Here is a 14637-nt window from a genome sequence, read left to right as displayed (position 1 = left end):
CCGTGACCGTCTCCGCACGCCGCCGCCGCACCGGGCTCGCCGCCTGGGGGTTCGCGCTGCCCTTCACCGTGCTGTTCACGGTGTTCCTGCTGGTCCCGGTCGCGTCCTCGCTCTACATGGCGTTCACCGACATGCGCGGGGCAGACCTGCGGACCCCGTGGGCGGTCAACTTCGTGGGGCTCGACAACTTCGTGACGGCCCTGGCCGACCCGAAGTTCCAGCAGGCCGCCGGCAACACGCTGTACTTCGTGGGCGTCGCGATGCCGCTGACGCTCGCGATCGCGCTCCTGCTGGCGGTGCTGCTGAACTCCGGGCTGGTGTGGTTCCGGTCGGTGCTCCGCGTCGGCTTCTACGCGCCCGTGGTGACGTCGATCGTCGCGGTGGCGGTCGTGTGGCGGTTCCTGCTGCAGCCCGACTTCGGGCTCGTGAACTCCGGTCTCGGCGTGATCGGGATCGACGGGCCGCGCTGGCTGACCGACGAGGTCTGGGCCATGCCGTCCCTCATCGTGATGGCCACCTGGCGCAACGTCGGCTACTCGATGGTGATCCTCCTGGCCGGGCTGCAGGGCATCCCCCGCGACGTGTACGAGGCGTCCGCCATCGACGGTGCCGGCCCCGTACGCCAGCTCCGGTCCATCACGGTCCCGCTGCTGCGGCCCACGCTGCTGTTCTGCGCGGTCATCACGGGTATCGGCTACCTGCAGTTCTTCGAGGAGCCGTTCGTCATGACGCAGGGCGGGCCCCTGGGCGCCACCAACTCTGTGGCGTACGAGATCTTCAACCAGTTCGGCTTCGGCAACTACGGCCTGTCCGCGGCGATGAGCTATCTGCTGTTCCTCGCCGTCGTCGCGCTGTCCTACTTCCAGTTCCGCCTGCTCAGGACGGAGAAGTGATGACGTCCCCCTCCAGCCGTCCCGCTCCGCGCACCGCCGCGGGACGCGGGCCCGACGGCGGCCCTCCCCCGCACGGCGTCCGTACGCGCACCGCCGCAGGGCGCCGCTTCGGCCCCCGCGCGATCCTCCTCAACACCGCGCTCCTGGTCGGCCTCACGGCCTCGATCGGGCCTCTGGTCTGGATGGTCGTCTCGTCGGTCAAGCCCGAGGGCGAGATCCGGCAGTTCCCTCCCACCCTGATCCCCGACCAGGTGACCTGGTCCAACTACACCGACCTGTTCGCCACGCTCAGCTTCCCGCGGTACTTCCTCAACTCGGTGGTCGTCGCGCTGGCCGTGACGGTCGGGTCGGTCCTGTTCAGCGCCATGGTCGGCTACGCCCTGGCCAAGCTCGACTTCCCCGGCCGGCGCACCCTGTTCGCCCTGGTCATGGGCACGCTCATGGTGCCGGGCATGGTCACGTTCGTCCCGCTGTTCGTGCTCGTGGCCAACCTGGACCTCGTCAACACCTACGCGGCGCTCATCCTGCCGTTCCTGGCGGCGCCGTTCGGCGTGTTCCTGATGCGGCAGTTCATGCTGGACATCCCGGACGAGCTGCTGGATGCCGCTCGCGTCGACGGGGCCGGCGAGCTCCGCACGTTCTTCCGCATCGTGCTGCCCCAGTCCCGGCCGGCCCTGGCCACGCTCGGCATCCTCACGTTCCTCGGGTCCTGGAACAACTTCCTGTGGCCCCTGGTCGCCGTGCAGTCGGCCGACAAGTACACCCTCCCGGTGGCACTGGCCCTGTACTCGACCGGGCAGAACACCGTGCAGTACGGCCTGCTCGTGGCGGGCGCGACCGTCATCGTGCTGCCCGTCCTCGTCGTCTTCCTCGTCCTGCAGCGGCACATCGTGCAGGGCATCTCCACCACCGGGCTCAAGTAGCCCGCCCCGCACCCCGAACCGCACCACCCGAGGAGTCTCTCCCGTGACCGAACAGCTCACGCTGCCCACCGCACCCGGCTTCCTGTGGGGTGCCTCGACCGCCGCGCACCAGATCGAGGGCGGCAACGTCAACAGCGACTGGTGGGCCAAGGAGCACGTCGCCGGGTCGTTGTGCGCCGAGAGCTCCGGCGACGGCGTCGACAGCTACCACCGCTACCCGCAGGACGTCGGCCTGCTCGCCGACGCCGGCCTGAACGCGTACCGCTTCTCGATCGAGTGGGCGCGCATCGAGCCGGCCGAGGGCGAGGTCTCCCGGGCCCAGCTGGCGCACTACCGGCGCATGATCGACACCTGCCTGGACGCGGGCGTGACGCCGGTGGTCACGCTGCTGCACTTCACCCTGCCCCGGTGGTTCGCCGAGCGCGGCGGCTGGTTCGCGCCCGGCGCCGTCGACGCATACGCACGCTACGTCGAGACCGCGACGTCGATCCTGGCCGACGTGCGGCACGTGGTCACGATCAACGAGCCCAACATCACCTCGATGATGCTCGGCGCGAGCCGACGCACCGACCTGGACGCCGCCGGGCTCGCCGCCCCGGACGAGGCGGCCTCCGAGACCCAGGCCACCGCGCACCGCCGCGCCGTCGAGATCCTGCACGGCCTGGGGCACGTGCGGGCCGGCTGGACCGTCGCCAACCAGGTGTTCCAGGCGGCGCCCGGCGCCGAGGCCGCCCGCGACGCCTACGCGTACCCGCGCGAGGACTTCTTCCTGGAGGTGGCTCGCGACGACGACTTCGTGGGCGTGCAGAGCTACCTGCGCACGATCATCGGTGCGGACGGCGAGCCCGTCCCGTTCGGCGACGACGTCGAACGCACCCTGACCGGCTGGGAGTACTACCCGCAGGCGCTCGGCGAAGCCCTGGAGCACACCCACGGCATCACCGGCGGCGTGCCGATGATCGTCACCGAGAACGGTATGGCCACCGCCGACGACGACCGGCGCATCGACTACACCACCGGCGCCCTGGAGGGCATGGCCCGGGCGATGGCCGGCGGCTGCCGCGTGGAGGGGTACCTGCACTGGTCGCTGCTCGACAACTACGAGTGGATGAGCGGCTTCGCCCCGACGTTCGGGCTGGTCGCCGTCGACCGCACCACGTTCGAGCGCACGCCCAAGCCCAGCCTCACGTGGCTCGGCGAGGTCGCGCGCACGGGGCGCTTGTCCGTCTGACCTCGGGCACGGCCCGACGGCGGCCGCCCGGCGCCCCCCCCCCGCACCACCCGTCACGACGACGACGTCGAGGAGACATCTCATGAGAAGGCACAGGACAGTGGTCGCGGCGGCTGCCGTCGCGGCCCTGACGCTCACGGCCGCGCCCGCGAGCGCCGGCGACCCGGCCTCCGGGCAGGGCCAGAGCACCAACCAGAGCCACGACCGCCGGCAGCTGCACACCTGGGCGGCCGACACGTGGCGCTCGTTCGACGCGCTGGTGGTCGAGGAGACCGGGCTGCCCGACGACAACATCGGCGGCGACCTCAGCCCCGGCAGCCGCGGCGGGTACACGTCGCCGACGAACGTCGGCGCCTACCTGTGGAGCACGGTGGTGGCTCGCGACCTCGGGCTGATCGGGCGCGGCGAGGCACGCGAGCGCATGACGACCACGCTGGACACGGTCACCGGGCTGGAGCGGCACGAGCCCAGCGGCATGTTCTACAACTGGTACGACCCGGCCACGGGCGCCAGGCTCCTGGAGCTGCCGGGCAGTGGTGACGCGGTCAAGCCGTTCCTGTCCAGCGTGGACAACGGGTGGCTGGCCACGGGCCTGCTCCTGGCGAGCCGCGCCGAGCCGTCCCTGGCCGACGAGGCGGACGCCGTCCGCGAGGCCATGGACTTCGGCTGCTTCTACGACCCGGAGCAGAACCAGATCCGGGGAGGGTTCTGGGACGACGACCCGCAGGAGACGGCGCCGGTGACCGGCGACTACTGCGGCATGGGCGCCGAGGTCTGGTACACGGGCCACCACTACGGCGCGTTCAACACGGAGCCGCGGATCGCCTCGTACCTCGGCATCGCCGCGGGTCAGATCCCGCCGGAGCACTACTTCGGCACCTACCGCACCTTCCCCGACACCTGCGACTGGGCCTGGACCGAGACCCGGCCGACCGGTACGTGGACCGAGCACCTGGGGGTGCCGGTCTTCGAGGGCGCCCTGCCGTACCGCGGCATGCGAGTGGTCCCGACGTGGGGCGGCAGCATGTTCGAGGCGCTCATGGTGCCGCTCTTCGTGCCGGAGGAGAGGTGGGGCCCTCGGTCGTGGGGCCGTAACCACCCGCTGTACGTGCGCGGGCAGATCGAGCACGGGATGCGGGAGGCGGGCTACGGGTACTGGGGGTTCTCGCCGTCGAACGACCCGGCCGGCGGGTACCGGGAGTACGGCGTCGACCAGCTCGGGCTGGACGGCCCGGGCTACACCTCGGACCAGGAGCGCACCGGCGTCGACCAAGCGTACGAGGGCTGCCGGGAGGGTTCGCCCGCGCCGGCCGGGTACGGCGACGGCGTCGTGACCCCGCACGCGTCGTTCCTCGCGCTGCGCTACGCGCGCGGCGAGGCGATGGCGAACCTGCGGAACATCGCGCGGGACTTCGATGCCTACGGCCCGGGCGGGTTCTACGACGCCGTCGCCGTGCGCAGCGGACAGGTCTCCCAGCGCTACCTGGCGCTCGACCAGGGCATGATCATGGCCGCGCTCGGCAACGAGCTGGCCGACGACGCGCTGCGGCGCTACGTCGCTCCGGGTGCGCTGGAACGGGAGGTGCGCCCGCTGATGGCGCGGGAGAGGTTCGCCGTAGGGTGGGACCGGTGACCGCGCCCACGGAGCTCTCGTCCCGCCTCGGCAGGACCGTCCTGTACCAGATCTACCCGCAGTCGTTCGCCGACGCGGACGGCGACGGGATCGGCGACCTCGCCGGGATCACCGAGCGCCTGGACTATCTCGCGTGGCTGGGCGTCGACGCGATCTGGCTCAGCCCGTGCTTCGTCTCGCCGTTCGCGGACGCCGGGTACGACGTCGCCGACTTCCTGACCGTGGCCCCGCGCTACGGCACGAACGCGGACATGGCCCGGCTGACGCGGGAGGCCGGCCGTCGTGGCATCTCGGTGCTCCTCGACCTGGTGGCCGGGCACACCTCCGACCAGCACCCGTGGTTCCGCGCGTCGGCCGACGACCCGGACGACCACCGGTTCGTCTGGAGCACGGTGCCCGCCGAGGGGTTCGAGCCCGGGCCGGGGGCGCGCGGCGGCTACTACCGGCCCAACTTCTTCCCCGTCCAGCCGGCGCTCAACTACGGGTACGCCCGGCCGGACGCCTCGGAGCCGTGGCGGCAGCCGGTCGACGCTCCCGGGCCCCGGGCGAACCGGGCGGCGCTGCGCGAGATCATGGCGCACTGGTTCGGCCTGGGCGTGGCGGGATTCCGGGTGGACATGGCGTCCTCGCTGGTCAAGGACGATCCAGGGCACGTGGAGACGAGCAGGTTGTGGCACGAGATGCGTACCTGGCTGGACCGGGACTTCCCCGGCCGGGTGCTCATCAGCGAGTGGGGAGACCCGCGGGTGTCCGTCCCGGCGGGCTTTCACGCCGACTTCTTCCTCCAGTTCGGCGGCGACGACGACGGCCTCCCGCTGCGGTCGCTGTGGAACAACGGCGCCGGGACGGTGAACCCGTCCTGGGGCGACGTCCCGGCGTGGGCCGACGCCGCGGCCCGGGGCGACGCCGCGACCTTCGTGACGGCCTGGCGCGGGGCCGCGGACGCCATCGCGGCCGACGGGCGCGGCGGGGTGGTGGGCCTGCCGACGTCGAACCACGACTTCACCCGGCTCGTGGCTGGTCCGCGCGACGCCGAGCAGGCTCGCGTGGCGCACGTGCTGACGATGACCTGGCCCGCGATGCCGTCGGTCTACTACGGGGACGAGATCGGCATGCGCTACGTGCCGGGCACGCCGACCCGGGAGGGGTCCCGGCTGAGCCCGACGTACGACCGGGCGGGCTCGCGCACCCCGATGCAGTGGGGCGAGGTCCCCGCCGGTGCGTTCGGACCTGGCACGGCCGGCCCGGACGGCCCGGCGACCTCGACGTACCTGCCGCAGGACCCCGACCCGGACCGCCCCACGGCCCAGCTCGGGGACGAGGGCTCGCTGCTGCGTCTCGTGCGCGAGCTCATCGCCCTGCGGCACGGCGACCAGCGGCTCGACGTCACCTCTCCCGTCGAGGTGCTGGTCACGGGGTATCCCCTGGCCTACGTGCGGGGCGGCACGCTCGCCGTCGTCCTCAACCCGGGCAGCGGTGCCGTGCGCCTTCCCCTCGACGGTGCCGCGCGCGCCCGGGCGGTCCTCGTGCGGGGCTGCCGCGTGGAGGCGGACGGCGACGGGTCCGACGTCGTGCACCTCGACGGCCAGGGGTACGCGGTGCTCGACCTGGCCGCGGGCACCGGGTGACCGGTCTCTGGCCCCCGGCGCCGCCCGGGGGCCCTCGGGACGCCGGCCGCGCGGTCCGGACCCGCCGCGCGCCGGACCCTCAGTGGCGCTTCGCCGACGGCTCCCGCAGCACGGGCCGGTGCCGCACGGTCGTGCCGTGCTGCCGCCGGAGCCGCTGGTCGATGGCCTCCCGCAGCGTGGTGACGGTCCGCTGCCGACGTTCGGCCGACATGCGCAGCCTCGCGATCTCCGCGGCCAGCACGTTCCGGTCGTGCTCGGGGGCCGTGTCCGGCAGCCGCGCGCGCAGGGCCTCGGCGCGGTCGATCCGCTGCGCGGACCGGTGCTCCGCGGCGACCTCGCGCAACCAGTCGGTGCACAGCGAGCGGTCCACGTCCAGCCACGCGCCGGGGACGCGCACGAGCGGATGGCCCCAGTGCGGGTCGTCCACCATCTCGTACAGGGGCGCCCCGGCCACCCGGGCGAGCTTCTCGTCCAGCGACCGTCCGACCCGGCTCGCGACGACGGCCCAGGCCAGGATCAGCCCGACCACCCCCAGCTGGTACGGCAGCGCCGTCACCGCGCCCGCCACGTCCCAGCCGACGGGCAGCAGGCCGACGACGAAGACCGCGGCGCACCCCGCCAGGGCTCCGACGACGAGCCGCACCGACGTCGCCCAGGTGTCGGTCCAGAGCGGCGACCGCCGCCGGAGGGCGGTCTGGTACTCGGCGTCGGACGACGGGACCACGAGCGCGATCGAGTCGTCGTCAAGCTCCACCGTCAGATGCTCGTGCGCTGCGAACTCCCGCATGATGCTCCCCCTGGATCGTCAATGACGTTAAGGCAGGATATGCACGTCTCGCGAGAATTGGCGCGGTTAACGAGCCCGAGGGCGGGACCGTCGCGTCACGACGCGGCCTCCCACTGCCAGCCGTAACCGTCCACGTGCTGCACGACCACGGTGGACAACGGCCCGACGTCAGGCATCGTGATCGTCGTCGTCACGCTCGACGGGTCCGGGAGGTTGCCCTGCGCCCAGAACGTGTCCTGGGCCGCGGCCTGCTCCGGGACGCTGCGCCGCATGGTGCCGTCCGTGGCGACGGCGAAGACCTGGAGCCACTGGTGCGGGATCGGGTGCCCGAACTCCTCGGTCCCCGTCTTGTCGCACGCGAGCGTCAGCGTGGCCACCCGTCCCTGGACGCCGTCGACGGAGGCGGTCCAGCACGAGCCCGTGCCCAGCCGCTTGGTGACCCCCTGCTGCCACGGCCTGTCGCGGCTCCCGTCCCGTGCCGCGGACCCGGCCGCCGTCGGCGCGCCGGGCCGGGTCGGGTCCGCTCCGGCCGCTTCCCCGCCGTCGTCGCCGAGCGAGCTCAGGACCCCGAGCGCCGCCCCGGACACGATGACGGCGCCCGCGGCCACGGCGCCGGCCACGACCAGCCCTCGCCGCCTGCGGCGGCCGGGTGCACGGCGACGCTCCGTCCGCCCGCCGTCCGCCTGCCCGCCGTCCGAGGCGTGCCCGACGGCGCCCGAGGCCGCCGCCTCGCGCATGCCGGGGACACGCAGGACCGCCCCGACGGACGGCCGGCTCTCCGGATCCCTGACCAGGCACGCCTCGAGGAGCGGGCGCAGGTAGCCGGGGCAGTCGTCGTAGAACGGCTCCTCCGACGCGACCTGGTACAGCAGGACGGCCGGGTTGTCCCCGGCGAAGAGCTGGTTGCCGGTCGCGGCGTAGTAGGCCAGCGCGCCGAGCGCCCAGACGTCGGCGGCCGACGTCGCCCGCTTCCCCGTCGCCTGCTCCGGCGCCATGTAGACCGGGGTACCGACCGGCTGGCCGGTCAGGGTCACCCGCGTCGCGTCGGTGACCGCCACGACGCCCAGGTCGATCAGGCAGGGGCCGTCGGGCCCGAGGATCACGTTGGACGGCTTCACGTCGCGGTGCACCAGGCCGGCGCCGTGGACCGCGGCGAGCGCCTCCGCCACGCCCGCGAAGGTGTTCATCACCGCGGCCTGCGGCAGCGGACCGTGCGCGGCCACCGCCTGCGTGAGGGTCGGTCCGGCGACATACTCGGTCGCGAGCCACGGCTGGTCCGCGTCGGGGTCGGCGTCGACGAGGTTCGCGAAGAACCGGCTCCGCACCCTGGCCGCGGCACGCACCTCGCGCCGGAAGCGCGCGCGGAACTCGCCGTCGTGCGGCTGGTCGCCGCGGATCAGCTTGACGGCGACCTCCTGCCCGCGGCGCCCGGTCCCGAGGTAGACCGTGCCCATCCCGCCGCTGCCCAGCCGGCCGCGGACCCGGTACGGGCCGATCGTGCGCGGGTCGCCGGTTCCCAGCGGCGCCGGCTCCGGCGGCGGCACCGTCCACTGCGTGGGCACGTCCTGCGGCACCGGACGGTCCTTCCTGTTGGTCTCGACGCGGCAGGCTTCTGCGCGTCGGCACGCGAAATGCTATCGCGGTGTCACGACGAGACCGGAAGAACCCGCTCGCCCCGCTGGCGGCGGGCCTCGTACAGCAGGATCGAGGCGGCGCTGGCCGCGTTCAGCGAGCTGGCCGCGCCCGTCATGGGGATGCTGACGGTCACGTCCGCGGCCTCCCGCCAGGTGCGCGACAGCCCGGTCGTCTCGTTGCCGACGAGGAGCAGCACGGGCTGCGTGAGGTCGAACTCGGACGCGGCGGCGTCCCCGTGCTCGTCCGTCGCGACCGTCACCAGCGGCACCCCGGCAGCCTTCCGGGCCTCGGCCCAGGCGACGACGTCGCGCGGGGACGCCGCCCGGACCACCGGCAGCGCGAAGAACGACCCCGTGGAGGACCGGACCGACTTCGGGTCGTACGCGTCCGCGGCGTGGCCCGTCGTGATGAGGCCGTGCGCGCCGAGGGCGTCCGCCGACCGGACGATCGACCCGATGTTCCCGGGCTGCGTCGGCCGGTCGAACACCAGCCCGAGGAAGTCGTCCCCCACCGGGATCCGGTCGAGGTCGTCCGGCCGCATGCCGACGACGGCGAGCACCTCGGCGGCACCCTCGTCCTTCTCGCTCAGCTCCGCGAGCAGGCCCGGGGCCATCGCGACCTGCTCGGCACCGCCGACGCTCCCGAGCAGGTCGCGGGCCCACGAGGAGAGCGACCGGTCGGCGTCGTAGAGCAGGGCACGGATCTCCCAGCCGCACTCGACCGCCAGCGAGATCGGGCGGACGCCCTGCACGAGGAACTCGCCGGCCCGGTGGCGCTTGGTCCGGTTGCCGAGCAGGGTCCGCAGCACCTGGAAACGGGCGTTGCGCGTGGTGATCCGGGTGACGGTCATGGAACCTCCGGTGAGGAACAGGGGCTGACGGAGGCCATCGGTCCACCCTAGTCGCGCGCCGTCCGCCACGTCGCCCGCCGTCGGCCCGGAATCCGGTGTCCGCTACGGGCAGTGGACGGCGGCCAGCCCGGCGAACACCACGCGGTTCAGGCGGAACGCGAGCCGGGCCTCGCCGAGCGCCGCCTCGGTCTCCGCGGCGTCGAGCGCCAGCCCGTCGAGCCGCTCGCGGTACAGGTCCTTGAAGATCTTCGCCCTGGGGATGCCGTCGAAGGTGTAGAACGCCAGCCCGCCGCCGAGATCACCGTCGCCCAGACCGTAGTGGCGTTCCATCATCCGCCGGACGACCTGGCCGCCCGAGAGGTCGCCGAGGTAGCGGGTGTACGCGTGCGCGGCATAGTGCGGCAGGCTCGCGCCCACCTCGCGCACCCGCTCGGCGTACTGCCGCGCGGCGGGCAGGATGCGGATCTCGTCGCGCCAGGCGGGCCCGTGCAGGAACGCGAGGTCCCGCTCGATCGCCGGGACTCGGGCGAGCTCGGCGAACACGAGCCGGCCGCCGCGCCCGTCCGCGCGCAGCACGCCGCTCGCCTCCTCCAGCGCCTGGTAGACGACGAGCTGCTGGGCCGCCAGGTCGGCGTACGCGGCACGGTCCAGGCTCCCGGCCATCAGCCGCTCGATGAACGGCTCGGACTCCGCCGCGGCGTGGTCCGCGCGCGTGGCGTCCCGCAGCAGGGCGGACAGGGGCGACTCGCCCTCGGCAGGCACAGCGCTCATGGGAACCTCCGAAAGGTGCTGGGCAACGCCGGGGGGGCGGCGCCGGACGATCGACATGACGACATGTCAGAACGTAGCCATCCTAGCCGAGGAAATTAGGTAAACCTACCCTTATGCAAAGCCGAACCGGCCTCGCAGAGGAGCCCTGCCCGTATCTCCCGTCCGCGCGGCACGGTGGCGTCTGATGGGATGTGACAGGAGCACGACCGCCGCGGCCTGCATCTGCGGGTCGGACCTCTGGCCGTACCGAGGGGTGGAGGCGCTGGACGGTCCGACCCCGATGAGCCACGAGTACGTCGGGATCGTCGAGCAGGTGGGCGACGAGGTCCGGAAGGTCGAGGTCGGCGACTTCGTCGTCGGCTCCTTCGTGGCCTCCGACAACACCTGCGAGATCTGCCAGGCCGGTTACCAGTCACGCTGCGTCCGCCACGTGATGATGGGATCCGTGGGCACCCAGGCGCAGCTCGCCCGCATCCCGCTGGCCGACGGCACCCTCGTCCCGACGCCCGGCGTGCCCGACCCGGACCTGATCCCGTCCCTGCTGGCTGCCTCGGACGTGCTGGGCACCGGCTGGTTCGCCGCGGTCGCCGCGGAGGCCGGGCCCGGCAGGACCGTCGCCGTCGTGGGCGACGGCGCGGTCGGGCTGTCGGCGGTCCTGGCCGCCAAGCAGCTCGGCGCGGAGCGCATCATCGTGTTCAGCCGCCACGCGGACCGCCAGCGGCTCGCGCTCGAGTTCGGCGCGACCGACGTCGTCACCGAGCGCGGCAGGGATGGCGCCGCGAAGGTCAGGGAGCTGACCGGCGGGTACGGCGCCCACGGCGTCGTCGAGGCCGTGGGCACGCAGGAAGCGATGTGGCAGGCCATCCGCTCCACGCGGCCCGGCGGGTACGTCGGCTACGTCGGCGTGGCGCACGGCGTCCAGCTCGACGGCCTCAAGCTGTTCTTCACCGGCGTCCACCTGCACGGCGGCCCCGCCCCGGTCCGCCGGTTCCTGCCCGAGCTGATCCGGCTCGTCTGGGACCGCGAGATCGACCCCGGCAAGGTCTTCGACCTCATTCTCCCCCTCGAGGACGCGGCCGAGGGCTACCGAGCCATGGACGAGCGGCGCGCCACCAAGGTGCTGCTCACGCTCTGACGGCTGGAGCCGGGAGCGCCGGTCGCGCCGGTGCGGGGCCGTGACCGTCGCCCAGCGGGTCGGTGGGGGCGGCCGGGCCGGGCGGCGGGGAGGGCCCGCGACGTGCGGACCGTGCTCACCGCAGCCCAGTACGCGTGACGCGACGTCAGGAGCCGGCGGTGGTGGTACGGTCACGGCGCCGCGCCGGCGACCTGACGGGTGGCGGTGCGAGGAGGATCGATGACGGACCGCCCGGTGCTCGGGGCGGGGCGACGCGAGGGCGTGGTGCTGCCGTGGGTCGCCGGGGTCTGGGCGGTGCTGGAGGCCACGGTGTTCTTCGTGCTGCCGGACTTCTTCGTCGCCCCCGCGGTGATCGCGCGCCCCCGGCTGATCTGGCGCCTGGTGGGCGCGACCCTGATCGGAACCGTCGCCGGGACGCTCGTGCTGGCGGCTGCCGTCGTCGTCGACCCGGTCGGCACGCGCGCGATGATCACCGCGCTGCCGTTCACCACCGACGCCATGTTCGCCACGGTCGGTGACGGCCGCGCCGACGACCTGGCTGCCGTGTTCGCGCAGCCGTACTCGGGGATCCCGGCGAAGGTCTGGACCTGGACGGCCGTCGCGGACGGCGGGTTCGCGGCCGCTGGGGCGTTCTTCGTGGTCCTCGCGCTGGGCAGGGCGATCCGCTTCGCTGTCGTGGCCGGCGTCGCGTGGCTGGCCGAGCGACTGCTCGGCACGTGGCTCCGCCGGTTCGCGCGGTTCCTCGTGCCGGTGTACGTGGTGGTGTTCTTCGCCGGGCTGTGGTTCGTCTCGGCCTGAGCCTCCCGGCCGGCCCGGGCGTCGTGAGTCCGGCGTCGTCGGCCCGCGCGCTCGGTGCCCGCGCGCTCGGTGCCCGCGCGGTCAGTCCCAGGGAGCGAACACGCCTTCCTGGCGCAGCGCCTCCATCCGCTGGCGCAGCACCCCGAGAAAGTCCTCGCCGACGACGTCGCGCTGCCGCAGCGGCTCGCCGACGAAGACGTCGGCGAAGAACGGCACCAGCAGCGCCTGGCCCTTGGGCAGCGCCTTGCCGAGCCCGTGGGTGTAGACCGGCGTGACCGGCACGTCCGGGTGCTTCTCGGCGAGGCGCGCGATTCCGCTGCGGAACCGGGTGAGCTGCTCGGGCTCGCCGCGCGACCCCTCCGGGAAGAAGATCAGGATCTGGCCCTGGGCGAGCGCGTCGCTGCAGGCCGCGAGGGGGTCAGCGCCGTCGTCGGACCGCGTGCGCCGGATCGGCAGGATCCCGATGATCCGGGTGGAGAACCACGTCATCAGCCGCCCGCGCAGGAAGTAGTCCGCGGCGGCCACGGGCCGGACCCGGTTCAGGTACCGCAGCGGGACGAGGCTCATCAGCACCATCGTGTCCAGGTGGCTGTTGTGGTTGGCCGCGAGCACGGCGGGACCCTGGACCGGGATGCGTTCCCGGTGGCGCACGTTCAGCCCGATGACGAACAGGATGATCGTGCGCACGACGACGCCGAAGAAGATCCAGCGCAGGGCTTGGTTGGCCCAGCCCGCCGCGGTGCTCACAGCAGCCCCTGGGCGGTCGGCGAGTAGTGCAGGAAGTACATGTAGTGGAAGAACAGCGGCGCCGTGTAGATGAGGCTGTCGACCCGGTCGAGCACGCCGCCGTGGCCGGGCAGGAGGCTGCCGGTGTCCTTGACGCCGAGGTCACGCTTGAGGGCGGAGATCGTCACGTCGCCGGCGAAGCCCGCCAGGGAGATGATCAGGCCCGCGCCGAGCGACTCCAGCAGGCTCATCGGGGTCAGCCACGGGCCCAGCAGGGCCGCCAGGGCGAGGGAGGTCCCGATCCCGCCGAGCAGCCCGGCCACCGTCTTGCCCGGGCTGACGGTCGGGACGATCTTCCGGCGGCCCAGGAGCTTGCCCCACACGTACTGCGCGACGTCGTTGAACTGGGTGCAGAACACGAGGAACAGCACGAGGCCCGCGCTCCCGGCGCCCGGGTTGAGCTCTGCGGGCAGCACCAGCAGGTAGGCGAGGTGGCTGATGGAGAACACCATCGCCATGAGGCCCCACTGGATGGTGCCGACCGACCGGAGGAAGTTGCTCGTCTCGCCGATCGCGACCATGCGCACCGGCAGCAGCAGGAACACGTAGACGGGGATGAAAATGATGAAGACCCCGTACCACTCCAGGCCCGCGAGGACGTACTGCACCGGGATCGTCAGGTAGGCGATCAGGATGACGGTGCGGTCCGCGCGGCGGGTGGGAACGAGGGAGAAGTACTCCTTGAGCGCCAGGAACGACAGCAGCGCGAAGAACACCAGCGACACGTACTCGTCGACCGCGATCGCTACGGCGAAGACCGCGAGCATGACCCACCACGACCGGATCCGCTGGCGCAGCTCGACGGCCGTCGCGTCCGGGAACCGTGAGCCGAGCACGGCGACCAGGATCGTGGCGAACGTGAGGATGCCGACGATGCCGCCCAGGGCGACGACGATCGTCGTGGGGACGCCGAGGATCATGCGGTGGCCGCCTGCTCGGTGCGCGCCGCCTGTTCGGCCAGCGCCTTGCGGGCACGGTTCACGATGGTCCACACCAGCAGCAGCACGACGACGCCGAGCACGACGTCGACCCAGGTCCCGGCAGGTCCGCCGCACCCGAGCCACAGGCCCAGCACACCGAGGACGAGCGCACGGTCGGACTTGCCCATCGGGCCGTCGTACCGGCGCGACGCGCCGACCTGGATCCCGACCACGCCGACCATCTCGCCGATCACCGCCAGCACGACGATCGCCACCACGAGCACCGGGTCGAACGCCGCGACGAGCGCGAGCGGCAGGTACAGGGCCGCGTCGGAGACGACGTCGCCCAGCTCGTTCAGGATCGCGCCCAGCCGCGAGGCCTGGCCGTGCTCGCGCGCCAGCATGCCGTCGACCGCGTTCAGCGCCATCCGCACCAGCAAGAGGACCGGCAGCAGCAGGAGCAGCCACGTCGTTCCCGGGCTGAGCGCGATCGCCGCGCCGAGCGCCAGCGACAGGACCGCCGCGGCGACGGTCACCGCGTTCGCCGTCACCCCGGCGTCGGCCAGCCTCCCGACGGCAGGGCGCAGAACCCCTTGGAAGGCCGGCTTGAGCCGGTACACGCTCGGTGTGCGGAGTCGTAGAGCCAT

The 14637-nt window shown here is 73.0% G+C and carries 14 protein-coding genes; 7 read left to right on the top strand and 7 right to left on the bottom strand.

Annotated features, from left to right (window positions below; translation table 11 throughout):
- Positions 1–2 precede the first annotated feature (2 nt).
- From ACYU96_RS00540 to ACYU96_RS00520, 5 genes are all read left to right on the top strand, one after another.
- Positions 3–893 (top strand): carbohydrate ABC transporter permease, encoded by an 891-nt coding sequence (locus ACYU96_RS00540; RefSeq protein WP_460748055.1) that lies wholly within the window; start codon positions 3–5, stop codon positions 891–893.
- On the top strand, positions 893–1816 hold the full coding sequence (locus ACYU96_RS00535; RefSeq protein ID WP_460748053.1) for a carbohydrate ABC transporter permease: 924 nt from the start codon (positions 893–895) through the stop codon (positions 1814–1816). Before ACYU96_RS00540 ends, ACYU96_RS00535 begins: the two co-directional genes overlap by 1 nt.
- Before the next feature lie 43 nt (positions 1817–1859).
- Positions 1860–3047: a glycoside hydrolase family 1 protein gene (locus ACYU96_RS00530; protein ID WP_460748051.1), complete on the top strand. Its 1188-nt coding sequence runs from the start codon at positions 1860–1862 to the stop codon at positions 3045–3047.
- An 82-nt stretch (positions 3048–3129) separates the two neighbouring features.
- A complete protein-coding gene (locus tag ACYU96_RS00525; RefSeq protein ID WP_460748050.1) occupies positions 3130–4680 on the top strand; it encodes a glucoamylase family protein in 1551 nt (516 codons plus the stop codon).
- Entirely contained in the window at positions 4677–6308 is a 1632-nt protein-coding gene (locus tag ACYU96_RS00520; RefSeq protein WP_460748048.1) for an alpha-amylase family glycosyl hydrolase, read from the top strand. The genes ACYU96_RS00525 and ACYU96_RS00520 overlap by 4 nt, the downstream gene beginning before the upstream one ends.
- Positions 6309–6387: 79 nt before the next feature.
- On the opposite strand, the gene ACYU96_RS00515 is transcribed toward ACYU96_RS00520, so the two are convergent.
- The 4 genes from ACYU96_RS00515 to ACYU96_RS00500 form a co-directional block, all read right to left on the bottom strand.
- Positions 6388–7095, bottom strand: a complete 708-nt coding sequence (locus ACYU96_RS00515; protein ID WP_460748045.1) for a hypothetical protein — start codon at positions 7093–7095, stop codon at positions 6388–6390.
- A 95-nt stretch (positions 7096–7190) separates the two neighbouring features.
- On the bottom strand, positions 7191–8669 hold the full coding sequence (locus tag ACYU96_RS00510) for a serine/threonine-protein kinase (protein ID WP_460748043.1): 1479 nt from the start codon (positions 8667–8669) through the stop codon (positions 7191–7193).
- A 71-nt stretch (positions 8670–8740) separates the two neighbouring features.
- Complete coding sequence (locus ACYU96_RS00505; protein WP_460748041.1) at positions 8741–9580, bottom strand: TrmH family RNA methyltransferase; 840 nt, start codon at positions 9578–9580, stop codon at positions 8741–8743.
- 102 nt (positions 9581–9682) lie between these two features.
- A complete protein-coding gene (locus ACYU96_RS00500; RefSeq protein ID WP_460748040.1) occupies positions 9683–10351 on the bottom strand; it encodes a biliverdin-producing heme oxygenase in 669 nt (222 codons plus the stop codon).
- A 184-nt stretch (positions 10352–10535) separates the two neighbouring features.
- On the opposite strand from ACYU96_RS00500, the gene ACYU96_RS00495 reads away from it, so the two are divergent.
- Together ACYU96_RS00495 and ACYU96_RS00490 are read left to right on the top strand one after the other, a co-directional pair.
- A complete protein-coding gene (locus tag ACYU96_RS00495; protein ID WP_460748038.1) occupies positions 10536–11486 on the top strand; it encodes a zinc-binding dehydrogenase in 951 nt (316 codons plus the stop codon).
- 219 nt (positions 11487–11705) lie between these two features.
- The gene (locus ACYU96_RS00490; RefSeq protein ID WP_460748036.1) at positions 11706–12284 is read left to right on the top strand and encodes a hypothetical protein; all 579 of its coding nucleotides are present in this window, start codon (positions 11706–11708) and stop codon (positions 12282–12284) included.
- Between the two features lie 81 nt (positions 12285–12365).
- Here ACYU96_RS00490 and ACYU96_RS00485 read toward each other — a convergent pair whose 3' ends face one another.
- From ACYU96_RS00485 to ACYU96_RS00475, 3 genes are read right to left on the bottom strand one after another with little or no spacing between them, the layout of a single operon-like run.
- A complete protein-coding gene (locus ACYU96_RS00485; RefSeq protein ID WP_460748034.1) occupies positions 12366–13031 on the bottom strand; it encodes a lysophospholipid acyltransferase family protein in 666 nt (221 codons plus the stop codon).
- On the bottom strand, positions 13028–13990 hold the full coding sequence (locus tag ACYU96_RS00480) for a phosphatidate cytidylyltransferase (RefSeq protein ID WP_460748033.1): 963 nt from the start codon (positions 13988–13990) through the stop codon (positions 13028–13030). Before ACYU96_RS00480 ends, ACYU96_RS00485 begins: the two co-directional genes overlap by 4 nt.
- Positions 13987–14637: a CDP-alcohol phosphatidyltransferase family protein gene (locus tag ACYU96_RS00475; protein WP_460748031.1), complete on the bottom strand. Its 651-nt coding sequence runs from the start codon at positions 14635–14637 to the stop codon at positions 13987–13989. Before ACYU96_RS00475 ends, ACYU96_RS00480 begins: the two co-directional genes overlap by 4 nt.

The sequence above is a fragment of the Myceligenerans cantabricum genome (genome assembly GCF_054777735.1).
Note: the sequence above shows the minus strand (reverse complement) of the source record. Positions and strands in the feature narration are given on the sequence as shown.